Annotated in this window: 25 protein-coding genes; 4 read left to right on the top strand and 21 right to left on the bottom strand. The window is 37.9% G+C overall.

From position 1 onward, the window contains the following. Nucleotides 1-117: 117 nt before the first annotated feature. The 6 genes from tpiA to rpsD all read right to left on the bottom strand — a co-directional run bounded on the left by tpiA (nt 118) and on the right by rpsD (nt 6,730). The gene (tpiA, locus tag LQZ75_RS08940; protein WP_230097487.1) at nt 118-873 is read right to left on the bottom strand and encodes a triose-phosphate isomerase; all 756 of its coding nucleotides are present in this window, start codon (nt 871-873) and stop codon (nt 118-120) included. Between the two features lie 126 nt (nt 874-999). Continuing rightward, nucleotides 1,000-2,202 carry a phosphoglycerate kinase gene (locus LQZ75_RS08935; RefSeq protein ID WP_230097475.1) on the bottom strand — a complete coding sequence of 401 codons (1,203 nt, stop codon included), beginning with the start codon at nt 2,200-2,202 and terminating at the stop codon, nt 1,000-1,002. Nucleotides 2,203-2,340: 138 nt separating this feature from the next. Continuing rightward, nucleotides 2,341-3,363 (bottom strand): type I glyceraldehyde-3-phosphate dehydrogenase, encoded by a 1,023-nt coding sequence (gene gap / locus LQZ75_RS08930; protein WP_230097474.1) that lies wholly within the window; start codon nt 3,361-3,363, stop codon nt 2,341-2,343. Between the two features lie 207 nt (nt 3,364-3,570). Next, a complete protein-coding gene (arcD, locus tag LQZ75_RS08925) occupies nt 3,571-4,986 on the bottom strand; it encodes an arginine-ornithine antiporter (protein ID WP_230097473.1) in 1,416 nt (471 codons plus the stop codon). A 161-nt stretch (nt 4,987-5,147) separates the two neighbouring features. Then, nucleotides 5,148-5,975, bottom strand: coding sequence for a Cof-type HAD-IIB family hydrolase (locus LQZ75_RS08920; RefSeq protein WP_230097472.1), 828 nt, complete (start codon nt 5,973-5,975; stop codon nt 5,148-5,150). A gap of 143 nt (nt 5,976-6,118) precedes the next feature. Beyond that, complete coding sequence (gene rpsD / locus LQZ75_RS08915) at nt 6,119-6,730, bottom strand: 30S ribosomal protein S4 (protein ID WP_168722650.1); 612 nt, start codon at nt 6,728-6,730, stop codon at nt 6,119-6,121. Nucleotides 6,731-7,058: 328 nt separating this feature from the next. Here rpsD and LQZ75_RS08910 point away from each other — a divergent pair, with 328 nt between their 5' ends. The 4 genes from LQZ75_RS08910 to LQZ75_RS08895 all read left to right on the top strand — a co-directional run bounded on the left by LQZ75_RS08910 (nt 7,059) and on the right by LQZ75_RS08895 (nt 9,910). After that, complete coding sequence (locus LQZ75_RS08910) at nt 7,059-7,523, top strand: DUF1694 domain-containing protein (RefSeq protein WP_230097471.1); 465 nt, start codon at nt 7,059-7,061, stop codon at nt 7,521-7,523. Between the two features lie 4 nt (nt 7,524-7,527). Further along, on the top strand, nt 7,528-8,796 hold the full coding sequence (locus LQZ75_RS08905; RefSeq protein ID WP_230097470.1) for a replication-associated recombination protein A: 1,269 nt from the start codon (nt 7,528-7,530) through the stop codon (nt 8,794-8,796). A gap of 297 nt (nt 8,797-9,093) precedes the next feature. Beyond that, on the top strand, nt 9,094-9,381 hold the full coding sequence (locus LQZ75_RS08900; RefSeq protein WP_230097469.1) for a hypothetical protein: 288 nt from the start codon (nt 9,094-9,096) through the stop codon (nt 9,379-9,381). Nucleotides 9,382-9,460: 79 nt separating this feature from the next. Next, complete coding sequence (locus LQZ75_RS08895; protein WP_230097468.1) at nt 9,461-9,910, top strand: universal stress protein; 450 nt, start codon at nt 9,461-9,463, stop codon at nt 9,908-9,910. A gap of 37 nt (nt 9,911-9,947) precedes the next feature. On the opposite strand, the gene LQZ75_RS08890 is transcribed toward LQZ75_RS08895, so the two are convergent. The 15 genes from LQZ75_RS08890 to LQZ75_RS08820 form a co-directional block, all read right to left on the bottom strand. After that, on the bottom strand, nt 9,948-10,772 hold the full coding sequence (locus tag LQZ75_RS08890; RefSeq protein WP_230097467.1) for a hypothetical protein: 825 nt from the start codon (nt 10,770-10,772) through the stop codon (nt 9,948-9,950). A 22-nt stretch (nt 10,773-10,794) separates the two neighbouring features. After that, nucleotides 10,795-11,316, bottom strand: a complete 522-nt coding sequence (locus LQZ75_RS08885; RefSeq protein WP_230097466.1) for a GNAT family N-acetyltransferase — start codon at nt 11,314-11,316, stop codon at nt 10,795-10,797. A 616-nt stretch (nt 11,317-11,932) separates the two neighbouring features. Beyond that, nucleotides 11,933-12,892, bottom strand: coding sequence for a mannose-6-phosphate isomerase, class I (gene manA, locus LQZ75_RS08880; protein ID WP_230097465.1), 960 nt, complete (start codon nt 12,890-12,892; stop codon nt 11,933-11,935). Between the two features lie 141 nt (nt 12,893-13,033). Further along, the gene (locus LQZ75_RS08875; RefSeq protein WP_230097464.1) at nt 13,034-13,498 is read right to left on the bottom strand and encodes a MarR family winged helix-turn-helix transcriptional regulator; all 465 of its coding nucleotides are present in this window, start codon (nt 13,496-13,498) and stop codon (nt 13,034-13,036) included. 74 nt (nt 13,499-13,572) lie between these two features. Continuing rightward, nucleotides 13,573-13,875 (bottom strand): hypothetical protein, encoded by a 303-nt coding sequence (locus LQZ75_RS08870; RefSeq protein ID WP_230097463.1) that lies wholly within the window; start codon nt 13,873-13,875, stop codon nt 13,573-13,575. Nucleotides 13,876-14,069: 194 nt separating this feature from the next. Continuing rightward, nucleotides 14,070-14,774 (bottom strand): glucosamine-6-phosphate deaminase, encoded by a 705-nt coding sequence (gene nagB, locus LQZ75_RS08865; RefSeq protein ID WP_230097462.1) that lies wholly within the window; start codon nt 14,772-14,774, stop codon nt 14,070-14,072. A gap of 168 nt (nt 14,775-14,942) precedes the next feature. Beyond that, the gene (gene glmS, locus LQZ75_RS08860; protein WP_230097461.1) at nt 14,943-16,772 is read right to left on the bottom strand and encodes a glutamine--fructose-6-phosphate transaminase (isomerizing); all 1,830 of its coding nucleotides are present in this window, start codon (nt 16,770-16,772) and stop codon (nt 14,943-14,945) included. A gap of 399 nt (nt 16,773-17,171) precedes the next feature. Beyond that, on the bottom strand, nt 17,172-18,533 hold the full coding sequence (gene glmM, locus LQZ75_RS08855) for a phosphoglucosamine mutase (RefSeq protein WP_290368226.1): 1,362 nt from the start codon (nt 18,531-18,533) through the stop codon (nt 17,172-17,174). Nucleotides 18,534-18,553: 20 nt separating this feature from the next. Then, the gene (locus LQZ75_RS08850; RefSeq protein ID WP_230097459.1) at nt 18,554-19,699 is read right to left on the bottom strand and encodes a CdaR family protein; all 1,146 of its coding nucleotides are present in this window, start codon (nt 19,697-19,699) and stop codon (nt 18,554-18,556) included. Further along, entirely contained in the window at nt 19,699-20,529 is an 831-nt protein-coding gene (gene cdaA / locus LQZ75_RS08845) for a diadenylate cyclase CdaA (RefSeq protein WP_230097458.1), read from the bottom strand. The genes LQZ75_RS08850 and cdaA overlap by 1 nt, the downstream gene beginning before the upstream one ends. A gap of 209 nt (nt 20,530-20,738) precedes the next feature. Further along, the gene (locus LQZ75_RS08840; protein WP_230097457.1) at nt 20,739-21,329 is read right to left on the bottom strand and encodes an ATP-dependent Clp protease proteolytic subunit; all 591 of its coding nucleotides are present in this window, start codon (nt 21,327-21,329) and stop codon (nt 20,739-20,741) included. Nucleotides 21,330-21,432: 103 nt separating this feature from the next. After that, the gene (whiA, locus tag LQZ75_RS08835) at nt 21,433-22,389 is read right to left on the bottom strand and encodes a DNA-binding protein WhiA (RefSeq protein ID WP_230097456.1); all 957 of its coding nucleotides are present in this window, start codon (nt 22,387-22,389) and stop codon (nt 21,433-21,435) included. Between the two features lie 16 nt (nt 22,390-22,405). Next, complete coding sequence (locus LQZ75_RS08830) at nt 22,406-23,377, bottom strand: gluconeogenesis factor YvcK family protein (RefSeq protein ID WP_230097455.1); 972 nt, start codon at nt 23,375-23,377, stop codon at nt 22,406-22,408. After that, nucleotides 23,374-24,249 (bottom strand): RNase adapter RapZ, encoded by an 876-nt coding sequence (rapZ, locus tag LQZ75_RS08825; RefSeq protein ID WP_230097454.1) that lies wholly within the window; start codon nt 24,247-24,249, stop codon nt 23,374-23,376. The genes LQZ75_RS08830 and rapZ overlap by 4 nt, the downstream gene beginning before the upstream one ends. Before the next feature lie 180 nt (nt 24,250-24,429). Continuing rightward, entirely contained in the window at nt 24,430-25,206 is a 777-nt protein-coding gene (locus LQZ75_RS08820; protein WP_230097453.1) for a DUF975 family protein, read from the bottom strand. Between the last annotated feature and the right edge of the window lie 36 nt (nt 25,207-25,242).

Genomic DNA, 25,242 nt, shown 5'->3' with positions numbered 1-25,242 from the left:
TCTCCTTGAATTCGGTTAAATTTAATGTTTTACCGTCTTTAATTGTATAAGTTTTACTACTAAATTACAATGATAATCCATCAGTTTATCCATAATTTCACATGAATATTACAAAATTTACCTTTGTTGATAATTTACTAATTGGAGGAAAATATCCGGATCCAATGACGCATCCCCCACTAAAACCCCATCAATATTAGGCATGGCCATCAATTCAGCTTGGTTAGTTGGTTTAACAGAGCCACCATATAGAACTCGCACTTGGTCAGCAGCTTCATCTGAAAGCATATCAGCAACCGTTTGGCGAATTAAATAGCAACCATCTTCAGCTTGTTTAGCACTCGCCGCCGCAGCCCCAATGGCCCACGAAGGTTCATATGCAATCGTAATTTTATGGGCATCTTCAATTGCCACGCCTTTAAGGGCTTCGATTACTTGTGAAACAACCCAGTGAACTTTTTCATTTGATTCGCGTTGTCCCATCGTTTCATCAACACAAATAATTGGGCGCATGCCATTACGTAAAACGGCTTGGACTTTATTATTTACCATCTCATCAGTTTCTCGGAAATATTTACGGCGTTCACTGTGGCCAATAATAACGTAATCAACCCCCAAGCTTGCAACAGCTTTAGGACTAGTTTCACCGGTAAACGCTCCTTGATCTTGCCAAAAAACATTTTCGGCCCCAATTTTGAGTGGTTCATCTGGCGTCAAGGCCATCATTTGACTTAAAAATAAACTTTGCGCACAAATCAATGCTTCAACATCATCTTCAGCAGGCAATTTACCCGCAATCGTCTGCAAAAAATCAAGTGCTTCTGGTAATGTCTTGTTCATTTTCCAGTTTGCTGCTACAAAAGGTGTCCGCATCATATTACCTCCATAATGCTTTATTTACTTAAAATGATACCATATTTGCCCTATTGACTGCTTAGAATACAAAAAAGTACTTGATTCAACGAATCAAGTACTTTTCATTTATCACAATATGTCAGCTTACTTTTCTGAGATTGCTGCAATACCAGGAAGTGTCTTACCTTCAAGGTATTCAAGTGATGCACCACCACCTGTAGAAATGTGAGTAAGCTTGTCAGCAATTCCTAATTGTTGCGCAGCAGCAGTTGAATCACCACCACCAACAATAGTAGTTGCACCTTCAAGAGTTGCAAGGTATGAACCAACTTCAAGGGTACCCTTAGCAAAGTTAGACATTTCAAACACACCCATAGGTCCGTTCCAAACAACTGTCTTAGCACCATCTAAAGTGTTCTTGAAAAGTTCAATTGACTTAGGTCCAATATCAAGACCCATGTAACCATCAGGAATATCACCATCAGTTACAACTGTCTTAGCATCGTTAGAGAATGCATCGGCAGCTACTGCATCAACTGGAAGGACAAGCTTGTCACCAGCTTTAGCAATCAATTCCTTGGCTAATTCTAATTTATCTTCTTCAAATAATGAGTTACCAATCTTCTTGCCGTTGGCAACGTCGAATGTGTAAGCCATACCACCACCAACGATAACTTTGTCAGCTTTAGCTAACAAGTTTTCGATGATACCGATTTTATCTGAAACCTTCGCACCACCAAGAATAGCAACGAATGGACGAGCTGGGTTTTCAACTGCACCACCCAAGAACTTGATTTCTTTTTCCATTAAGAAACCAGCTGCAGTTTGGGCGATGTTAGCAGCGATACCTGCGTTTGAAGCGTGGGCACGGTGTGCAGTACCAAAGGCATCGTTAACAAAAACGTCACCAAGAGATGCCCAGTACTTACCAAGTTCTGGGTCATTCTTTGATTCACGTTTAACAACTTCACCATTTACAACATCTTCAAAACGGGTGTTTTCAAAGACGAGAACTTCACCATCTTTTAAGTTGGCGATAGCTTCTTCCAATACAGGACCTTCAGTAGCAGGAACAAAGTTTACTGGTTTGCCAAGCAAATCAGCTAACTTTTGTGCCACTGGCTTCATTGACAAGGCTTGCTTGTCTTCTTCTGACTTGATACGACCCAAGTGAGAGAAAAGAATCGCACGACCGCCATTTTCAATAACGTATTTAATTGTTGGCAAAGCAGCCACAATCCGGTTATCGTTAGTAACGACACCATCTTTCAATGGAACATTGAAATCAACACGCATAAGGACTTTTTTGCCCTGTAAATCTAAATCAGAAACAGTTAACTTAGCCAATTTAGAATCCTCCTGAAATTTTTTATCAACAAGTTTTGGCTGTGCAAACATACACAACACCTATTGCTATTTTAACACCTTGTTTAGCAAATCACAAAAAAAAGATGACCCAAAGTCATCTTTTCTTATAAGTTATAATTAAGCTTCAAGAGTTGCAAAGTGAAGCAAAGTACGGATCATGTTTGAAGTGAAACCGTATTCGTTATCGTACCAAGCAACAGTCTTAACCAATTGGAAGTCACCGGCAGTAGTAACTTCAGTTTGAGTTGGGTCAAATACTGAACCGTGTGTGTCACCAATGATATCTGATGATACGATTCCGTCTTCGTTCCAACCAAAGGCTTCGTTACCTTCAGTGTGCTTCTTGATTGCTTCGTTAACTTCTTCAGCAGTAACCTTCTTTGAAAGAATTGAAACCAATTCAGTCAATGAACCGTCAACAACACCAACACGTTGGGCGTGACCTTGAAGTTTACCTTGTAATTCAGGAACTACAAGACCGATAGCCTTAGCGGCACCAGTTGAGTGAGGAATAGTGTTAACTGAAGCTGAACGGTTGTTACGTGGTTTTGAACCGCGAGGACCGTCAAGAATCATTTGAGTTGAAGTAAATGCGTGAACAGTAGTCATAGTACCAACTTCAAGACCAAATTCTTCGTTCAAGAAGAAGGCCATTGGTGCAAGACAGTTTGTAGTACATGAACCAGCAGAAACGATAACATCGTCCTTGTCCAAGATATCCAAGTTAACACCAGGAACAACAGTCTTAATAGCACCAGCAGGAGCTGAGATCAAGACACGTTTTGCACCAGCATCGATGTGTGCTTGTGATTTTTCTTCTGAAGTGTAGAATCCAGTACATTCAAGTACGTATTCAACACCGGCTTCTTCAACCCACTTTAAGTCAGCAGCGTTACGTTCGGCGTAAACTTTGTATTCCTTACCGTCAACGATAATTGAGTTTTCAGTAGCTGAAACTTCAGCCTTCAAAGTTCCATGAGTTGAGTCATACTTCAAAAGGTATGCCAACATTGATGGACTAGTCAAATCGTTAATAGCAACCACTTCAATATCTGAAGCAGTGTCTTTCAATTCAAGAATACGACGGAATGCAAGACGACCAATACGTCCGAAACCGTTAATACCAACCTTCACAGTCATAGTAAATTCCTCCAACAGAATTAGTTTTTTAACAGTTTTAATTGTACGCCACAATCCATAATTTAGCAATATAAGTGCTAAACAAATTTAAGCTATCTTTCGTTTTAATTGGTCTTTAACGCTAACAAAAAAGCCCATTATAACAGGCTTTTTAGGGTTATTTATTCATTTGTAAATATTTGATAAAAATATCACAACTAAGTTATATTACAAAGTTATTTTACCAATTATGAGGCCACCAATTGCTACAATTGCACTCCCTGCAATCAGAATCGTAATCCCAAATTCATGTTTAGCCATCTTATGTTTACCATTAGCTACTTGACGTGCTTGTCGATAAAAATAAATTCCTGGAACATAGGCAATCATCGCTAACAAGAGGTATTGAATGCCATTCAAACTAATACCAATTATTTGAAAAGCAATTGCTATAATTCCGATACCAAGTTGCCATTTTGCATCTTTTTGTTGCCAATTTTGTAGTGAATGTTTAATTTGATAAGCCGCCACAAAACAATATGTGATTACAATCGCTGCTGTACATAACGATGCTGCAAAGTTATACGCTTGCTTAGTAAATAATAATGAACACAAGAATAATTGCACTAACACTTGGGTAATTAATAACGCCGTATGTGGTGCACCAGCACGATTTTTATTTGCAAAATATTTCGGTAATAAATTGGCTTGGCTCATTAACATAACCGTTTCCGCCGGCAACATCGTCCATGACAACCATGCTCCTAAGATTGAAATTACTAATCCCAAACTCATAAAAGCCCCGCCAATTGGCCCGACCATCTGACTAAATAAATACACTAACGATGGTTGCGGTAAATGCGCTAATTGTTGTTGATCATAATAACCATATGGTAATAAAGAAACCAGACTATATAACAAAATTAAAGTGATTACTCCAATAATGGTTGCTTTACTAGCATCGCGTTTAACCCGGGCCCGTGATGACATCATGGTTGCTCCTTCGATACCCACAAACGACCACATCATCATCATGATACATTGCTTAACTTGTGGCCATACTAAGTGATTACTAAAATTATCATGAATATTGCCCCAAAAATCAGCAGTAAACAAATGACCGTTAAATAAAACGATTGCCACCAAGATAAATACAAACAACGGAATTAATTTACAAACCGTTACAATCGTATTAACAGCAGTTGCTGATTCCACGCCACGACTGACAAACCAATTCAAGGCCCAGGCAATCACTGAGGCTAAAATAATTGATGGCATATTTTGGCCACTTTTGAAAATCGGTAAAAAATACCCAATCGAACTAACTAAAATCGTGGCAAAAGCGACATTGCCGACCCATGCGGATAACCAATAACCCCACCCACTTAAAAAACCGGCAAAAGGGCCAAACCCAGCTTCAGCATAAGCAAAGATTCCATCAAGATCTGGTCGTTTATTGATTAAATTACTAAAGGTTAACGCTAAAGCTAATACCCCAACCCCAACAATCCCCCATGCTAATAGCATGGGACCAGGGGCCGCAACTTTAGCAAAACTGCTTGTGAAAGTAAAAATTGCGGTTCCAATTGATGAACTAATAACCAATGCAATTAACATTGGTAGACTGATGCCTTTTTTATTCATGTTCTTTATTCCTTAATATTTAACTATTTGAAAAATGCAATAAAAGTAATCATAGCATATCCACATGTCCATTACATCTTAATACAGCAAAAAAGCGGGGTAGAAAATAGTATTTCTACCACCGCTTTTGTGTTCAATTGAATTCACATTGCAATCAATTATTATTCTGCTAACAACTGTTCAATGACCGTTAAGACACCCTCTTCATTATTTGTAGGTGCGACATGTTGGGCAATTTCTTTGACCTTGCTGTGCGCATTTTCCATGGCATAACTATGCGGCGTTAACGCCAACATGGCAATATCATTTTCGTTATCACCAAAAGTTACAATTTCATCTGGTGCGATATCATATTTATCTTGAATCATTTTAATACCGGTAGCCTTATTAACATCCCCAACCCCGACTAATTCAATGTTAAAGCCGGAATTCAAACTAGCTAATTGAGCAGGTAATTTAGCCCGAAAGTTTGCAATAACCGCTTCGAGGTTAGGTGTTTTACTTGAAAAGCGCACCCCAATTTTTGTTAATCCTTCACCAACCGTTGCACTTGAAATTTTACTTAAATTATCTATAACAGCTAAATCACTAAAGTATTCGGCAACCATCGCTTGGACTTCGGCCGGTATACCACTTTCTACATAGGTCTTTTCAACCCCTGAAACAATCACTTGGCTAATATATTCCACCGGAAATTCAGCAATCACTGTAAAAACATCCCGAATCAAATCATCCGTAATCGGCGCCGCAGCCAAAAATTCATCACCATCATGAACAACAGAGCCATTTTGTGAAATAAAGAAAATTTCAGCATCAATGCCCGCAAACTTTCCTTGTAAACGTTGGTATTGAGAGCCACTAGCCACAGCAAATTTAATATCCTTAGCAGCCAATTGTGGTAATAAATTTTGAAACCGTTGCCGATTAAATTCATTTTGGTCATTTAAAAACGTCCCATCCATATCAACAGCTATTAAACGTATACTCATAGTTTCGAACCTCTTCAATTAATTTATCAATCCATACCGTAACATTTATAAGTAACGAATGCAAAAACATTAAGAAAATTTTAGACAACAAAAAAGCGATCGACAATATCGACCGCTTTTTCCAAAAACATGGTAACCAAAGATTAGCCAAGCTTGTTGTAGTATTCAACCACAAGGTTTTCTTCGAATTCTGCATCAAGTTCTTCACGTTCTGGGAAACGTACTAATGAACCCTTCAATGCTTCTGCATCAAATTCAACGAATTGTGGACGAGCAACAGTTGCTTCAACTGAAGTAGCAATGATAGCCAACTTCTTTGACTTGTCGCGAACTGAGATTTCTTGACCAGGCTTAACTTCGTATGATGGGATATCAACGCGTCCACCATCAACAAGGATGTGGCCGTGGTTTACCAATTGACGAGCTTGGGCACGAGTAGTAGCCAAACCTAAACGGTAAACAACGTTGTCCAAACGAGTTTCAAGCAATACTAAGAAGTTAGTACCGTGAGTACCCTTACGAACCTTACCAGCTTTTTTGAACAAGTTTGAGAATTGACGTTCGCTCAAACCGTAAGTGAAACGGATACGTTGCTTAGCGCGCAATTGAGTACCGTATTCTGAAAGCTTACCGCGACGACCTTGACCGTGGTCACCAGGTGCGTATGGTTTTTTAGCAAGTTCTTTACCTGTACCTGACAATGAAACGCCAAGACGACGTGAGATACGGTACTTAGGACCAGTATAACGAGACATATGAATGTCCTCCTATTTTATGAATTATATTTTGTTATCTAATAATTCATGTGAACTCAATATTCGTGTAGCTCAGTCTACGCCGTTCACCTTACAGCTACGGTTACTTGGTTTCCTAAAAAACAAAGGTGGTTGACTGTGCTATTGACGAGCTTACCGTTCACTGCTGCCTTATTAAACACAAGGAGTATCATACCATATATAACTTCACTTGCCAACTCTCAACTTAAATTTTGATGTAATTAACTGATTCACTGGATTTTACACCTTTTTATATTAACTGGTATAATCGTTTATATATTCAAACACTGCCGACAAGGAGGTTGCTATGCCTACTGACGAAACAAACAATCTAAGCCAGCACCTTGATCACGCCCGCTATGGTGATCAACAACTTAATCCAGATGAACAAAATGCTTATCTGGGTTCATTTAAGGAACGGGTCTACTTTATAATGACCGTTAACGAATTAAATACTGATGGTTACTTAGCAGAATGGGACATTGCCCTAACTAAACAACCTAATGCAACCTTACTCTTAAATGGTAATTTGCCTATTAATTCGTTAACACCCTTTTTAAATTTAGCTAAAAAGCGTAATTTTCCAGTACAATTAAAAACCGATTCGCACTACCGAACTACACCAGATAACGTTGCGCTTGCACTTGTTAATCTTACTACTGCCGTTCAAGAACCAGCCCAACCTATCGCTAGTTTACGCCAATCAAACGAGTCAGATACCCCCGCTCAAGTACAATTAACGTGGTGGCAAAAACTTTTCAAAGGAAAATAATCTTATGCAGCAACCATTAGCCTTTCGCATGCGACCCAAAAACATCACCGAAATTGTTGGCCAACAACATTTAGTTGGTGAGGGGCAAATAATTAATCGAATGGTTAAAGCCAAGCGGCTATCATCAATGATTCTTTACGGTCCCCCTGGTACTGGTAAAACAAGTATTGCTAGTGCGATTGCGGGTTCAACTAAATATGCTTTCCGTATTTTAAATGCCGCTACTGATACCAAAAAAGATATGCAAATTGTCGCAGAAGAGGCAAAAATGTCGGGGACTGTTATCTTATTACTCGATGAAATTCACCGACTTGACAAAACCAAACAAGATTTTTTACTACCGCACCTTGAAAGTGGTGCAATCATTTTAATTGGAGCTACAACAGAAAATCCATATATCACAATTAATCCGGCCATTCGTTCACGTACGCAAATATTTGAAGTAAATCCTCTCGAGCCAGCCGATATCAAGATCGCCATTAACCGGGCCTTAGATGATGCTGAACGCGGCTTAGGACAATATCAAGTTAAGCTCGAAACAGCTGCGATGGAACAATTAATCACTGCAACTAATGGGGATTTACGAAGTGCACTTAATGGTCTTGAATTAGCCGTTTTATCAACCAAACCAAATACCGATGGCATTATCGAGTTACCACTTAAAACCATTCAACAAGTTATCCAAAAGAAAACCATTAGTGCTGATAAAGATGGGGATGCTCATTACGATGTTATTTCCGCCTTTCAAAAATCAATTCGTGGTAGCGATGTCAATGCCGCGTTGCATTACTTGGCCCGTTTAATTACGGCTGGTGATTTACCAATTATCATGCGGCGGCTACTAGTAATCGCCTATGAAGATGTCGGCTTAGCCAACCCGACTGCAGCAGCCCATGCTGTCAGTGCCATTGAAGCGGCCAATAAACTTGGGCTACCTGAAGCACGGATTCCGCTAGCCAATGCCGTGATTGAACTAGCCTTATCTGCCAAATCAAATGCCGCTTATGTTGCCATCGATAATGCGTTAGCTGATCTTGCTAATGGTCATACTGGTAACATTCCCTCACATTTACGAGATGCTCATTATCAAGGCGCTGCTAAACTCGGCCGTGGAATCGATTATAAATATCCTCATGATTATCCAAATGATTGGGTCAAACAACAATATTTACCTGATAATTTAAAAAATGCCGACTATTTCCAACCAAAAGGAAATAGTAAACATGAGGCTCAATTAAAAGAAATTGCCCAACGCTTACGAAACCGTAATTAACCTAAACAAAAAGGGTTTATTTTAGCGTAAAAATTGCTATAATTTAAGTAAGGATTTCTAAGGTATACGCGAAAATCTACTTATTTCAGCTTTGCCTTACAAGTAACTACATTTCGGTCATGGATGGATTTAATTGCACGTATGCCACACATTTGGTAACGTAATTTTACTTTTTGAGATGACCACCTCGCGTTTATCGGGGTCAAACTGAATGATTTTCTAACGGTACCATATTGGTGTTCTGGAGTAGGGTTACCCTACTCTTTTTTTATATATTTTTATGAAAGGATCTAGCACATGTTAGTTATTCTCGTTACGTTTTTAGGTGCCGTCGTCCTCTTTATTGGTGGTTATTTATGGCACCATCAACAAACGAACTTGCTTGGCATTAGTGTCACCGATCGCCCTCAATTAAGCAAATTTTGTCGATTTTACGGCCGCCTTTTTATTATTTTAGGCTTATTAACAATCATTATTAATTTACTTGGTTATTTAGTAATTGCAGCAGTATTAGTAATTATTAGCATGTTAGCTACTACCATGCTAACATGGCGATTTAGCACTTTCTTAAAATATTACTTATGATATCATTTGTTTAAAACACAATTTTAACCTATAATATAAGTAATAAACGAACTATAAATTGAAAGCTGAGGTATCTATTATGTTAGACCAACGTTATTTAAACATCCTTATTCCCGTTGATGGCTCAAAAGAAGCTGAATTGGCTTTAGATAAAGCCATCGCCGTTACTCTTCGGAACGGTAACAACGCTCATTTACACATTTTACACGTCATCGATACACGGGCCTTCCAAAATGTATCATCATTTGATACATCTATGGTTGAAGAAGTATCAGAAACTGCTAAAAAGACCCTTGATGGCTATGTTGAAAAAGCTAAAGCCGCTGGTATCACTAATGTTAGCTATACGATTGAATATGGCTCACCAAAGGCCGTTATCGCAAAAGAAGCACCTAAAGCAGTCAACGCCGATTTAATCATGATTGGGGCAACTGGTTTAAATACAGTTGAACGTATTCTAATTGGTTCTGTAACTGAATACGTCACTCGTGTTGCTGATGTTGATGTCTTAGTTGTACGGACTAAATAAAAAATAAGCGTCTAACATATGTTAGACGCTTATTTTTTTATTTATTTTTTAATCGATAATCTAAGACAACAAACGCCTTGACAACCCCATTATAGAAACTTTGACTTTCTTGCCAAATTTTCATTTTCTGCGAAAGTACCGCTAATTCTTTGTGGCGTCCATAGGCTACTAACTTTTGTTGTAACGCTTCATATCCAAGCAGGGCATACATTAAATGTAATTCATCATGTAACTCTTGGCGCTCTTTATAGCGTCTCAAGACATTTAAAATTTGGCCCATAATTTGGGTAAACTCTGCATCCATTGCTAAACTAAGATAGGCTATGGCTAATTGATGGTAAAACATCAACTCCATCCGAATATACTGTCCCTGGGCAATTAACTGACCGATGGGTGCTTCACCTTTGATAACACGTTGATAGTTATGCTTACTATTTAGCAACACCATATCATAAACATGGTAGCGTAATTTATCGATGACATCGATTAAATCTTTGTATTTAATTTTTTCAAGTTCATCCGCAAAGTGACGCGGATTGTTATTTAAATACGCTTGCGATACCTTTGAAAAAACATCTACGTCCACACTCTTAGTTATACCACCGGACATATCATATTGCTTACCAAAAACTAGCAACGCTTTAACACTCAGCGTTGAACTATCACCATTTAATATTTTACTGACAGCTGGCTGGCAAAGATTACCGCCCGCCAAATCAACTTGCTTTATCTGATGCCGTTTATCAAGCTCCATCAACAACATATTCGTATTACGAAAATCTATTTTGATTGATGCTGGTTTACGGGAATTAGTTTTTTTGTCAATATTTGGATATAACCATACGTGCGGGAGAGTTTTCATAGGTTCTTCCTCGAAAATATATTTATCTCATATATTCGTAAGCGTAACGTAGTTCACCATCATTAATAAAAATATGTCCAGTTAACACAAACCCAATTTTATTTAATAAATATTGCATGCGTTTATTATCTGGATGGGTATCAACCCGGACACTTTTAGCATCCGGACCGAGTTCTAAACTTTTTTCTACCGCAGATCGTAACATTCGTTCACCTAGCTTTTGACCACTAACTTCACTACTTACCGCAACCCGGTGAATTGTGTAATAAGGTTCGTCGTTATTCAACCACGCCCCATTTTCAATAATTTGATATGCTTGATCCAAGCCGTCAATCAAAGCAATAAACCCAACTGATTGATCATCGAGTTTTGCTACATAAAGATGCTCTTGCTGCATATCATTTTCAAAGTCAACTTCACTTGGATAACCCATTTGCCATTGATTGATTCCATCAGCTTTAAGCAATGCTTTAGCCTGGTTAGTAATCTTCATGACAATTGGTAAATCGGCGACTGTTGCCAGTTGTAATTTTAATTCAGACATGTCGTTTTTGTTCCTTTACCGATACCATAAAATTTTATTGCAGCGTAAATTATATAGTAGATTTGCTTACATAACAATGTTTTTATCTAATAAATAATGTAAATTTGATAAACACAATTATGTGCAATTTTTATCCTTGTTTATTAATAATATTTCAACTAATTTGATAATAAAAAATTCGATTTCGATAATAAAAGGCACTTATTACTTAATCGGTTATCTACTATTTAAATTTAAGCCTTTTTGGGTATTTTTACAAATAAAAAAGCTAGGTAGCCTCTCGCGAGTCACCTAGCCATACTATGGAGCTTTTGGAAGAATCATGCCACTTTATGATCACTAATCCAACCTTCATAAACTGGTCTTAACATTTGCCGTTGATGATTTGTACTTTCCATTCATAACCATGTATTACATAAGATATTGTTTCATTGAAAGAATTACCAAATCTGCACGCCTAGCTAGAGTTGTATCACCAAAACCGCTCTAGACTTGAACGAATCTTCGGTGGTGTGTCCGCAAGTAAAACTTATCCGGTGGCACTACCTAATTGATTCTTCCTTATGGCTATATAGTATCATGTAAGCGTTTACTTTGCAATTTAAATGCTTACCTTTTAATTATTTGGTTGACTAAGTACCACCGTGATCTCACCATCAATTGTCCATGTAGTAACATTACTTGGTAAAATTAGTCCTTGGCCTTTTGATAGTTGGTATACTTGCCCCTCGACTGTTAACGTCCCGGCACCAGCAATTACTACTGCTAAGGTATATTTATCATGTGTTTGAGTAAAAATCTGCGGTTGTTGTTTAATGTCCCACTTAATCACCTTAAAATATTTTTCATCAGCTAAGCGGGTTTCTATATTTGCTTCATGTATTTCGGTCGTTGGTTGGACGGCTCGTTCCTTAGAGGGGACATTAATTACCTTGATTGCATCCGCTAAATGCAATTCACGTAATTTACCAGTGGTTTTATCAACACGATCAAAATCATAAATTCGATATGTCGTGTCAGAACTTTGTTGGACTTCTAAGGCCAACACACCCGCTCCGAGTGCATGAACTGTCCCCGATGGAATGTAATAAAATTCACCGGGTTTAACCTCAACTTGACGCAATAAATGCTCCCAATCTTGGTTATTAATCATTGTTTCCAGTTCTAGTGGCGTTTGCGCATTATGGCCATAATAAATTTTAGCCCCTGGTTTAGCATCGAGAATATACCAACATTCTGTTTTCCCTAATTCATTAGCATGGGCCTTGGCATATTCATCATCGGGATGTACTTGAATTGATAAATCTTCTTTCGCATCCAAAAATTTAACTAGTAATGGAAATTTTTCAGCGGTTGCATTACCAAATAATTCCTTATTGTTTGCCCATAAATCAGCAAGCGTACGTTTATCATACGTTCCACCAGTAACAGTATCGACACCATTAGGATGGGCGGAAATTATCCACGCTTCACCAACATGATCACTCGCTAGTTGAAAATTAAAAAATTCGCCCAGTGTAGTTCCACCCCAAATTTTGTCATGTAATTGCGGAATTAAAAATAACGGTTCTGACATAATATGCCTCCATAGTTTAGATAACTAAATTGTAACCGTTTTCTTTTTAAATGAAAAGGCTTTCATTTAAAAAGAACAATATAAAAAAAGTGAGTTTCCTCAAAGAAAACTCACTTTTACAATTTTATAAGTAACCAATTATTACTTACTCGTTAAACTAGTATCTTCACCTTTTGATTCCTTAGTTACTAATTCTCCAAAATCAAGAATAAACTCTAAAATATCTTCCGCACGTTCAGTACCAAAAACATCAATCCAACCATTAAACCGATCACGCATCCGTTTACTAATAACACGTTCTGCTTCCTTACCATCTGTTGTTAGATGGAGAAACATTCGCCGACGATCATGTACATCTGCTTCTTGATATATATAATTACGCTTTAAAAGCACTTTAATTTGCCGTGATACAGCTGCACGCGTGACATTCCGTTCATCAACAATGTCAGTTAACGTCACTTTTTCTCGACGAGCAATTTCACGAATAATTAAGTATTGTTCAAATGATAAATTGAATCGAGCCGCAGAACGGGCCACAATATCGCCTAAATACTTTAAATAGACTAAGTATGCATCTATGTACTGTTCTAATAATTCCGTCTTCATATGTGCCTCCTTTCCTACAAATAAGGCCATTAGTTAAAATAACACGATTTTAGTTAATATACTATACAAATATTTTAACCAACTTTATTTTCGGCTAAAATTGCCTGAATTTCATGTTCCATTTGCTCATCTTTAACCCATTCATCCCAAGCTGTCATTTCCCATGTCGGCATTTGATGGCGTTGATTAATTAATTGCTCGTATAATTCAACGTGCTTAGAATGCGGGATGTTTAGTTTTAAAATGCGGACTTCTTTGATAAACCCTTTTTCCGCAGCTGCCTCAGCACGTCCATTATGGGTTAAATTACCGATTTCAATATATTTTGTATTATCTAACCGAGTGATTTCTTCAATTAAATCTAAAACTTCATTCAAGCTACTACCCTCCACTATATCATCATCTATTATTATACCACGACAATACAAAAACCTTCCGTCAAAAGACGAAAGGTCGGCATAAGAGAGAAAGAGAATTGATTAGAAGGTAAGAATTACTTCTTACTGCTATTATAATACAAAATTATGAAAGCGCTGTCAACTCTAACAACTCAACTATTTACGATGTTTTTTTATGCAAGCAAACTAGCGGCTTCTTCGTCAACAATTACGACAACATTATTGTGCTTTTGTAAAACAGATGCGGGTACATCTTCCGTAATTGGTCCTTCAACCATCTTCTTGATTGCTTCAGCTTTGTTTTTACCAAATGCTTCAACAATAATTTGTTTAGATTGTAAAATTTCGGCAATTCCCATACTAATAGCTTGGGCTGGTACTTCATCACGGCTAGCGAAGAAACGTGAATTAGCTTCAATTGTTGAATCTGTTAAATCAACTACGTGCGTATTCGCTGTAAAAGAAGTTCCAGGTTCATTAAATCCAATATGACCGTTTTGACCAATTCCTAATATTTGTAAGTCAATTGGGTGACTTTCAATAATTTCATGGTATTCCTTAACAAAAGCATCCAAATCAGTTGCAAGACCATCTGGTAAGAATGATTGTGCAAATGGTTTTTTGCTAAATAAATGTTCATTCATAAAGTAGTGGTAACTTTGATCGTGATCTGCAGCTAGGCCAACATATTCATCTAAGTTAATTGATGTAGCGTTTGAAAAATCAAGATCACTTGCAACAATTTCTGCATACGTAGTAACTGGAGTACTACCAGTTGCTAAACCAAAAGTTGTCGCACCGTTTGCGAGGGCTTCTTTAAAAATTTCAAATCCAGCTTTACCACCTGCTTGTTGATCGGTTACTTTAATAATTTTCATGATTAGGACTCCTTTTATTGGTATATACCAATGATACAACTAAATATGTCTTTCGACAAGCGGTATAGACCAAATCTTTGAATTTTTTTCATTCATATAAAAAAGCAACTTGAAAGATTACTTTCAAGCTGCTTTTATTAAACTATTTGTTATTAATTCAACTACTAGTTATTGAACTGTCACTGATTTGGCCAAGTTACGAGGACGGTCAACATCCAAGCCACGACCTAATGAAGTGAAGTATGACAATAATTGTACTGGAATTGTTGCCAATAAAATTGCTAATTGATCAACAACAACGGCATCATCATTTGCACTATCAACAGATGGTAAAATCACTTGATCATCAGAATGTGCGATTTCTTCCGTAGCAATGATTAAGGTATGTGCACCACGTGCTTGCGTTTCAGCTAAGTTTGAACGTGTTAATTCAGCGGTCTTAGGTTGTGTAATTAAACCAATCACAGGTGTGTTATCTTCAATTAACGCTAATGTACCATGCTTTAATTCACCCGCTGCAAAACCTTCTGTATGAACATATGAAATTTCTTTGAGTTTCAAAGCAGCTTCTAATGCTAATTCAGCATCGTTAGCCCGGCCAATGTAAAAGGCGCTTGAAGAATCAACTAAGTACTCTTCTGCTAAAACCTTATAACGATCTTTGTCTTGCAAAATAGCTTCCATCGCAACGGCAATCGCTGCCAATGGGTGTGCTACGGAAACTTTATTATCCACCATTGCTTGGGCCAAAAATGCCAAAACAGTAATTTGAGCCGTGTAGGCCTTAGTAGATGCCACGGCAATTTCAGGACCAGCCAATAATGGCAATGCATAAGTTGCTTCACGTGCAAGCGTTGAGTTAGGAACATTCGTTAATGTCAATGACTTGAACCCTTTAGCTTCAACCATTTGTAATACTTCACGTGAGTCAGCCGTTTCACCAGATTGTGAAAGGAAGATAAAGAATGGATTGGCTTCAGGAATGTAACTATCATATGCAAACTCAGACGCAATCTCAACTTGAGTTGGCCGGTTAGCAATTTTTTCAAACATCCGCTTACCAATCAATGAAGCATGATATGAAGTTCCAGCAGCCACAATGTAAATACGGTCCGCTTGTTTTAATTCATTAATAATTGCATCGTCAATATTTACATGACTAGTATCATCCATATATTCGTTAAGTAATGTCCGAATCACATTAGGTTGTTCTTCGATTTCTTTTAACATGTAGTATGGGTAGATACCCTTATCAGTTTCTGCTGCATCAATTTCAATAGTGAATGCATCGTGTTTCACTGGTTCATTAGCTGCATTTAAAATTTCGATATCAGTGCCTTTGATAATTGCCATTTCACCATCATCAAGTGCCATAAATTCATGAGTGTATTCCAACATTGCTGCCGCATCAGACGTCACAACCGTGAAGTCTTCGCCAAGACCTAAAAGTAAAGGACTCTTGTTACGAGCAACGTAAAGGACATCAGGGTTTTGGTTATCAACCAACACAAAGCCATATGAACCAGTACCGATTAAAGCTAACACTTTGCGGAATGCTGTTGGGACTGTCAATCCATCTTGTTCAACAAACTTAGCAACAAGTTGAACGGCAACTTCAGTATCAGTTTCTGACTTAAAATCAACTCCTTGAAGATATGTTTCCTTTAATTCACGGAAACCTTCAATAACCCCATTGTGGACCAAAAAGAAACGACCAGACGCTGAAACATGCGGATGCGAATTGTGCGCACTTGGAATACCATGCGTAGCCCAACGCGTATGCGCAATCCCAGTATTCCCATGAATACCCTTATCTGCTACCAATGCTTCTAATTGTTCAACTCGACCTTTTTCTTTAAAGAAAAACTCGTCGTTAGTTGCACTGTCATTTACATATACCCCGGCTGAATCATAGCCGCGGTATTCAAGTTTTTGTAATCCACGTAGTAATACTGGTAATGCTGCACGACTCCCAGTAATTCCGACAATTCCACACATATAAGTTCACCTCTTATTTTAATGGTATAGGTAGATAATACACTTATATATAAGGGTGTGTCAAACTTTTTGTACATTGGTATAGATGTTTATTAATTAATGTTAATCGTATTTACCAATTATACGATAAGTTTTTCACGTCATTATTGGTGTTACAAGGCTTTTTCATGTCACTACTACTATCAAAAATGGAGTGGCTTATTCCTATTTTCTACAAGAAAAATCGATCTAACATGGCATTTAACATTATGTATTTTTACACATATACACAAAAAAGGCTGGGGGAAAAATTAATTTTTCTCCAGCCTTTTTATTAGTATTTATCAATAGCACCCGACTGCTCAGCGGTATTTACTAACACCACTAATTAGTCATATCGGATTGCAACTTTTGAGTAATTTATTTAATACCCACTTCTTCTTCTACAACAGCCACAATGCGTGCAACGTATTCTTTTACGGCATCTTCTGTTTTTGCTTCTGCCATAACACGTAATAAGTTTTCAGTTCCACTTGGGCGTACTAAAACGCGACCTTCGCCGTTCATTTCAGTTTCCACCTGCGCAATGATTGCTTTAATCGCTTCATTTTCAAGTGCTCGTTTTTTGTCGGTAACACGCACATTAATTAATTGTTGTGGATATTCTGTTACTTCCGCTGCCAGAACAGATAATTTTTTACCACTTTCTTTTAAGATATGTAGTAATTGAATAGCTGTTAACATACCATCTCCAGTAGTATTCCAGTCAAGAAAGACAATGTGTCCTGATTGTTCACCACCAACGTTGTAGCCATTTTTCAACATTTCTTCAACAACATAGCGATCACCTACGGCAGTTTTTACAGATTGCATATCATTTTCTTCAAGGGCCTTATACATCCCAAGATTAGACATCACTGTTGTTACAACCGTATTTTTCTTTAAACGACCATGTTCGTTCATGTACTTACCAGTAATGAACATAACCTTATCACCATTAACAATATTACCTAACTCATCAACCGCAATCAAACGATCACCATCACCATCAAAGGCAATTCCTACATCCGCACCTTTTTCTTGTACAAAGGCCGCTAAAGCTTCTGGATGCGTTGAACCTACTCCGTCATTGATGTTAGTGCCATTTGGATTAGTTGCCATTGTTACAAAATCCGTACCTAAATCAGCAAAGAGATGTGACACTAAACCAGAAGTTGCCCCATTGGCCGCATCGATGGCAACATTTAATCCCGATAAGTCATCAGGAATTGTTTCTTGTAAGAATTTAGTATATTTCAAAGCACCTTCTGGATATTCTGAAACTGACCCTAAACCGACAGCTGCTGGGCGGGGAAGAATATCTGTCTCAGCATCTAGCAATTGTTCAATTTCAAATTCAAGTTCATCAGATAATTTAAAACCATCGTTTCCAAAGAATTTAATTCCATTATCTTGTGCAGGGTTATGGGATGCAGTAATCATAACCCCAGCATCGGCTGATTGGGCACGAACTAAATATGCGACCCCCGGTGTAGTCATCACACCAAGGCGTAAAACTTCAATCCCAACTGATAATAACCCAGCCACCAAGGCATGTTCTAGCATTTGACCAGAAATCCGCGTATCCCGTGCCACTAAGACACGTGGTTGCCGATCTTGTTGTTGCGCATGTTGCGTTAAAACATAACCACCAGTACGTCCCAATTGAAATGCTAACTCAGGTGTTAAGGTTTGGTTTGCGATTCCACGCACACCATCGGTTCCAAAGTATTTTAAATTTATATCTGACATATTGTTATTCCTTATTTATTATTTTTAGTCGTTACTTGTGCCGAGTCAGTTGAACCGTCTTTATCTTGGCTCACAGTATCTTTAGCATCATTTATTGATGCACTACTACTTGACCGGCTTGAACTCTCTGAACTGCTTGAGCTCTCTGAACTACTTGAATCATTGTTATTATTTTGACCTTTCGTTGGTTGGATGTTAACCGTTATCGCCGTTGGATCAAAACTCTTAACACCATCAAAACTTTGCACCGTAACTTGCTTAGTCGTATTAGATGTTATTCCAGATACATCAACTTGTACAATGACTTGTTTTATATCATTAAGGATCTTTTGTTTACCCATCACACTGATTTCATTAACACTAGCTGTTAATGTATATTCATCCGCGTTAGTTCCGATTGCTTTTAATACGACCGGTACGACTTTTTTACCTTCACCAGGTGTTATTGGCAGGGTAACATTAGTTATTTGCGGTGTCATTACAACATCTACTAAATTACCATTAGAATCTAATGCTTGCAACTGTACACGCTGATTTATTGTACTTTTAGTATTATTAGGGATTGGTAGTTGTGCAACGACATCTTGGACCCGAGCCACTTGTTCAGCCGCTCCCGTAATTTGCACCGTCTGAATTGAAGACTTAGCATTACCAACATCGTAACCATCCGCAATATTTTCGTTATTATATTGCACTTTAACCGGGATATTTCGGGTTGCCCGTTGAGCTAAATTAATCGATATTTTCCCTGGAATAATTTGTGCCGCAATATCTTTACTCAAACCTCGGATTTTTAAGGTAACCGTGTGATTTCCAAGTGTCAAATCATGTAGATTAGCATATACTTCAAAATTCTTCGTATTAACCGCGGCCGTTACTAAAGCACTAGGGCCCACAAGCTGTACCGTCACATTCTCAGGTGCCCCAGTCACAAAATAGCGCACATCATTAACATCTAGCTGTAGTGGTAAATTAACTTTGGCTTTTCGTTGGGAGGCTAACGATGATAAAAAATTCCCTGAATTCATTTGCTGTTGCGTTTGATTATTTTGGCTTCCCTGATTAGTTGATGAGACGTAGGCAAACAGTGAAACTGCTAAAATCAGTGACCCAATCAAATACAAACCTTGATTTTTTAAAAATTTAATTAGTCGCATTATTTACGTCCCCCTTGAAATATTTTTTCAAAGAAAGCGATAAAATTCGATTGTTTAACGGGTTCTGTTTGTACCAATTGTTTACGAAGCATATTAAGGTAATCCGCCTGATCTAAGTCTCGAATTAACTCATTATTCAAAGTGAACGAAACTTCACCAGTTTCTTCAGATATCACAATCGTTAACGCATCAGTTACTTCACTAATCCCAACAGCCGCACGGTGACGAGTCCCTAATTCTTTCGGAATGGTACTACTTTCTGATAGCGGTAGATATGCGGCAGCAACCGCAATTCGATCACCTTCAATAATTACTGCACCATCATGCAGCGGCGTATTTGGGATAAACGTATTAATTAATAACTGTCCGGTTACATAGGCATCTAGTTTGATGCCTGTTTCTACATACTCTTCCAACCCAGTATTCCGTTCAATTGCAATTAAGGCACCAATCCGTCGCTTGGCCATATATTGAATTGCAAAATCTAATGATTCCACAACATGCTCTGCAGCTTGTGTCTCCTTATTGGTTCTTGTGAATACAGACCCACGTCCTAGGTGTTCTAATCCACGGCGAATTTCTGGTTGAAAAATAACTACTAGGGCAATAACTCCCCAGTTAATAATTTGGTTCATAATCCATGAAACGGTATTAAATCCAATCCATGCACTTAGTAATTTAATAATAATAACAATTGCTACCCCGCGCATTAACTGGACAGCACGCGTTCCGCGTAACAATAGCATTAAACGATATATTACAAACCAGACGACTAAAATATCAATCAGATTAATCGCGTTCCGGAATGTTAATAAATTTTCGATGGCCACACATTAATCCTCGATTCCCAAACTTTTGATATAAATATTATATCACGATTAAATTATTTGATAAGGCCTGACCCTAGACATCCATTATCCTAATTTTTTAAGGACTAGTTCAGCTAATTTTCAACACTATCTATGGATAATCCAAGCCTTTAAATGATACAAAAAAGCTCAAAAATAAAATTTCTGAGCTTCCTAATTTGTATATTAAATTATAAATCAGAGGCTGATGTCATAACTTTGTCAACTAAACCGTATGCCAATGTTTCTTCAGCATCCATCCAATAGTCGCGTTCAATATCAGCTTCAACTTTTTTAAGATCTTGACCAGCATTTTCAGCTAAAACTTGGGCCAACTTGTGACGAGTCTTAGTAATTTGTTGATATGCAATCTCAATTTCCGTTTGTTGACCTTGTGCACCACCCATTGGTTGGTGAATTAAGTATTCAGCATTTGGTAAAATAAAGCGTTTACCCTTGGTTCCTGAAGATGCAATGATTGTCGCCATTGAAGCGGCTAATCCAATGACAACGGTTTGAATGTTTGACTTGATGAAGTTCATCGTATCAACAATCGCCATCCCCGCTGTTACAACCCCACCAGGTGAGTTAATGTACATGTAGATGTCTTTTTCTGAATCTTGGGCGTCCAAAAAGAGGAGTTGAGCAACAATGGCATTGGCCATTCCATCTTCAATTTGACCACTAACCATAATAATCCGGTCTTTTAAAAGCCGTGAATAAATATCGTAAGCACGTTCACCACGAGCTGACGTTTCAATAACTGTAGGTACTGGATACATAATTGATCCTCCTTAAATAATTCTAGCAATCAGCTATTATGACTGCTAATTTACTGTTTAATCTTACCGCAAAGGTCAAAGTAGGTCAAACGATTTATAACGTTTACCGTTTTTTTGAACCTGGTAATGGTAACCCGTCCCGAATTGCTTGGGCATATTCATTAATTTTCCGCAAACGATGATTAACCCCTGACTTTGAAATCGGGCCATCGGTTACAAAATCACCTAATTCGCCTAAACTAACATCTGGATGATTTAACCGGGCTTCTGCAATTTGCCGTAACTTGATTGGTAAACGCATCAACCCAATTTGATCATCAATTAACTTAATGTTATCAATTTGGCGCGCACTAGCATCCGCAACCTTGTTAGCATTCGCTTCTTCCGCATTTGTGAGGCGATTAACGGAATTTTTGATATCACGCATAATCCGAACATCTTCAAATTGGAGCATACTGTTAGTTGCGCCAATTAATTGTAAAAAATCTGCAATTTTTTCAGCTTCCTTTAAGTAGACAATATACCCCGAACGTCGTTCAGTCGTCTTGGCATTTAAATGGTATTCATTCATTAAAGCGGCTAATTGTTCATTATGGACTTGATACAATGAATAAATTTCTAAATGATAACGACTTTTTTCCGGATTATTAACTGACCCAGCGGCTAAAAAGGCACCTCGTAAATACGACCGACGCTCTGAATCACGCTGCAATAAAGCCTTAGGCATATCCTCGTTAATTTCAAAGCCCTTCATTATTTGTAAATCGTCCAAAATTTGTTGGACTTGATATTTCAAACGCACGAGATAGACATTATTTTTCTTAAGTTTCATCTGCCGCCGAATCACAACTTCTGCTTCAACTTTATAAAATTGCTGCAGCAAACTATAAATTCGCCGAGCTGTGGCAGCATTTTCGGTTTGTACGTTTAAAATAAACTGACGGTTACTTAACCCTAAAGCCCCATTCATGCGAATTAAAGCTGATAATTCAGCCTTAGCATTATTTTCATGAACTTCAAGGCTTGTCAGTTCTTTTTTAACGTCGCTTGCATATGACATTGTTGGTTTCCTTTCATCACTTTTGGGCGAGAATTTTCATTAGTTCTTCTACCACTAAATTACCGTTATGGAAGGCTCCATTATCCCGTAATTCAAGTAAATTCGCTTGAATTTCTTGGGCCTTAATATTATTAAATTCACTACTATCATGGCGGACTTGTTGAGATACTTCGCTCCAATGTTGCCAATCAATGTAGTCTTCAGGAACTGCCGTAGCATTCACAATTACGTGGGTAATTAAATCGCCACCCAAGTGTTCATTTAAGACTTTTACATGGTCCGCATCAGAAAAATTATCGGTTTCACCTTTTTGGGTCATAATATTTGAAATGTAAACGATGTCCGCCCGTGTCGCTCTTAAGGCAAGGGCGACATCGGGGATTGTTAAATTCGGTAAAATACTCGTATACAACGAACCCGGCCCTAAAATCACTTGATCCGCCTCAGCGATGGCAGTGATTACTTGTGGGACTGCTTGGGCGATTTTATTATTTGAGCCATCAATTGGTTCAACCCACACCTTTTTTATAACTTTATGGGCATGTGTAATCTCCGCTTCACCGACTAACGACGTTCCATCCGCAAATTGCGCATGTAGCTCTAGCGGTTCATTTGCAACTGGATAAACTTGACCACGGATTGCCATCATTTTACTTAATTTTTGAACAGCATCAAAAATATTTAAATTCATTTCCTGCATTGCTGCAATAATTAAATTACCAATACTATGTCCGGCAAAAAAGTCATCATCCGATTTAAAGCGATATTGAAACACATTAATGAAATTTTCGTCTAGTGTTGACATCACGGCCATGACATTGCGGATATCACCTGGTGGCACAACGTTAATGTAGTTTCGTAACACGCCTGATGATCCCCCATCATCTGCGACGGTAACCACTGCCGTTATATCAACTTTTTGTTTGCGTAAAGCTCGTAAGACTACTGGTAGCCCGGAACCTCCCCCGATAATTACGACTTTTTTCATGACTTAACGCTCGATTCTTTGCGTAACTCAATATCGCGGTGGGTTATTCGAACTTGATAATTTGCTTCAAGAGTCCGCCCAATGCGCTCGGCAAAAGCTACTGAACGGTGTTGACCTCCCGTACAACCAATCGCAATTACTAATGACGTTTTTCCTTCACTAATGTAGCGGGGAATCGTTAAATTCAAGAGTTTCACATAATTTTGGAAAAATTCTTCAGCCCCATCAGTTTGCATAACGTAATCATACACTGGTTGGTCTAAACCGGTTAAATCACGTAATGATGGATCGTAGAATGGATTAGTTAAAAAGCGTACATCCCAGACTAAATCAGCATCTAACGGTAAGCCATACTTAAAGCCAAATGACATTACTTGCACATTGAATGGTGCTCGGTGAGTCCCATCACTAAATTTGGCAAATAAAATTTTGCGGAGTTGTCGATTAGATAAATCCCCTGTATTAATTAAAATATCGGCGTGATTTTTAATACCTTCAAGGACATTGCGTTCTTTTTCAATTCCTTCCAATACTCGACCATCTGGGGCTAACGGATGTTGGCGCCGAGATTCTTTATACCGGGCAACTAATTCTTGTTCATTAGCATCTAGAAATAATATCTTTGTGGTGGCACGTTTATTTTTCCACATTTCATCAATGCTACCAAGCAATTCCATTGATCGTGCATCAACAACCAACGCTACTTTTTGGACTGATTGGCTATCTTGGAGCATTTTAAAAAACTGCCCTAAAAGTGCAATTGGGAGATTATCAGTTGTTAAAAAACCCATATCTTCAAATGCCTGCATGGCAACGGTTTTTCCGGCACCACTCATCCCCGTGATAATTACAATTTCCTGTTCATTTTTCATCATTTTACCTCCCATTAGCAAACTTATTTTATCGAATTTATCCCAGAAGATAATTAAAATCCGCAAGCTGACCTTTTAAGTCGCTTCCGGATTTTAATGCGCGTCTATATTTCAGGTTCATAGACTATTATATCAATTTTTACTACTTAATCTGTAACAATGTTATCAAGTTAACACTGTTTATTTAAACGTTTCTCCAGCTAAGTTTTCATAGAAAACCGTCCGCGTCATATTTACATATGGCATTACCCAAAACCAAGCAATTCCTAAAGTTAATAAGACGACAATGTACCAACCAATAAAGCTGAATTCAAGCCAAAACAACTGAGCCTTGTGGCCTTGCATTAATCGCCGACTAGCGGTGATATACCAAGCCCAACTAGTTGGTACGTTTTCACGACCATGCTTATCCACCATATCTTTGTAAATAAACAAAGTTTGTGAATATGAGAATACTTTGATACATCCAGGAATAATAAATAAACATGTCCATAAAATTTTGAACAACGTCATTACTAATAACAACATAAAGTTCGCTAATACATTGTTACTCCGGAAACCATCAAATGCATTGTTAAATGTTACGGTTTCGATTTTGCCGCGCAACCAATCAAGTGATGTCCAATAAATCCCCGTTGATACCATAGCGATTATAATTGACATTAAAAATGAACCTACTTCATTTCCATATGATCCCATAAAAGTTGTATTAAAGGTTGCATCCGTACTACTATCCATTCCGGATTGAACGGCACGTGAAACCTCACTACCAGTATGTGGATCTTTGGCTAAGAAGATAATTAGGGTAACCAAACCAATTATTAATAATGATGATAAAAACATACTAATAAACTTTAAAGCTGCTGGAAAGGCATTTAAACGTACTGCCGCTCCCCAGTTGCCACTTAACTTTTGGCGGGCTTGCCGCTTATAATCACCAACTGTCATTGTTTGCATTATACTCCTCACTTTATTTATATAATTATTAAATTG

Origin of the sequence: Periweissella fabaria, from assembly GCF_918814575.1 — a bacterium.
Lineage (GTDB): Bacteria > Bacillota > Bacilli > Lactobacillales > Lactobacillaceae > Periweissella > Periweissella fabaria.
The sequence above is the reverse complement of the archived record's forward strand: the minus strand, read 5'-3'. Positions and strand labels throughout refer to the sequence as shown.

Coding starts and splice junctions, on each gene's coding strand:
- tpiA (WP_230097487.1), bottom strand. CDS start 873: ATGCGGACACCTTTTGTAGCAGCAAACTGGAAAATGAACAAGACATTA.
- gap (WP_230097474.1), bottom strand. CDS start 3,363: ATGACTGTGAAGGTTGGTATTAACGGTTTCGGACGTATTGGTCGTCTT.
- arcD (WP_230097473.1), bottom strand. CDS start 4,986: ATGAATAAAAAAGGCATCAGTCTACCAATGTTAATTGCATTGGTTATT.
- LQZ75_RS08920 (WP_230097472.1), bottom strand. CDS start 5,975: ATGAGTATACGTTTAATAGCTGTTGATATGGATGGGACGTTTTTAAAT.
- rpsD (WP_168722650.1), bottom strand. CDS start 6,730: ATGTCTCGTTATACTGGTCCTAAGTACCGTATCTCACGTCGTCTTGGC.
- LQZ75_RS08910 (WP_230097471.1), top strand. CDS start 7,059: ATGCCTACTGACGAAACAAACAATCTAAGCCAGCACCTTGATCACGCC.
- LQZ75_RS08905 (WP_230097470.1), top strand. CDS start 7,528: ATGCAGCAACCATTAGCCTTTCGCATGCGACCCAAAAACATCACCGAA.
- LQZ75_RS08900 (WP_230097469.1), top strand. CDS start 9,094: ATGTTAGTTATTCTCGTTACGTTTTTAGGTGCCGTCGTCCTCTTTATT.
- LQZ75_RS08895 (WP_230097468.1), top strand. CDS start 9,461: ATGTTAGACCAACGTTATTTAAACATCCTTATTCCCGTTGATGGCTCA.
- LQZ75_RS08890 (WP_230097467.1), bottom strand. CDS start 10,772: ATGAAAACTCTCCCGCACGTATGGTTATATCCAAATATTGACAAAAAA.
- LQZ75_RS08885 (WP_230097466.1), bottom strand. CDS start 11,316: ATGTCTGAATTAAAATTACAACTGGCAACAGTCGCCGATTTACCAATT.
- manA (WP_230097465.1), bottom strand. CDS start 12,892: ATGTCAGAACCGTTATTTTTAATTCCGCAATTACATGACAAAATTTGG.
- LQZ75_RS08875 (WP_230097464.1), bottom strand. CDS start 13,498: ATGAAGACGGAATTATTAGAACAGTACATAGATGCATACTTAGTCTAT.
- nagB (WP_230097462.1), bottom strand. CDS start 14,774: ATGAAAATTATTAAAGTAACCGATCAACAAGCAGGTGGTAAAGCTGGA.
- glmS (WP_230097461.1), bottom strand. CDS start 16,772: ATGTGTGGAATTGTCGGAATTACTGGGAGTCGTGCAGCATTACCAGTA.
- LQZ75_RS08850 (WP_230097459.1), bottom strand. CDS start 19,699: ATGCGACTAATTAAATTTTTAAAAAATCAAGGTTTGTATTTGATTGGG.
- LQZ75_RS08840 (WP_230097457.1), bottom strand. CDS start 21,329: ATGTATCCAGTACCTACAGTTATTGAAACGTCAGCTCGTGGTGAACGT.
- whiA (WP_230097456.1), bottom strand. CDS start 22,389: ATGTCATATGCAAGCGACGTTAAAAAAGAACTGACAAGCCTTGAAGTT.
- LQZ75_RS08830 (WP_230097455.1), bottom strand. CDS start 23,377: ATGAAAAAAGTCGTAATTATCGGGGGAGGTTCCGGGCTACCAGTAGTC.
- rapZ (WP_230097454.1), bottom strand. CDS start 24,249: ATGAAAAATGAACAGGAAATTGTAATTATCACGGGGATGAGTGGTGCC.
- LQZ75_RS08820 (WP_230097453.1), bottom strand. CDS start 25,206: ATGCAAACAATGACAGTTGGTGATTATAAGCGGCAAGCCCGCCAAAAG.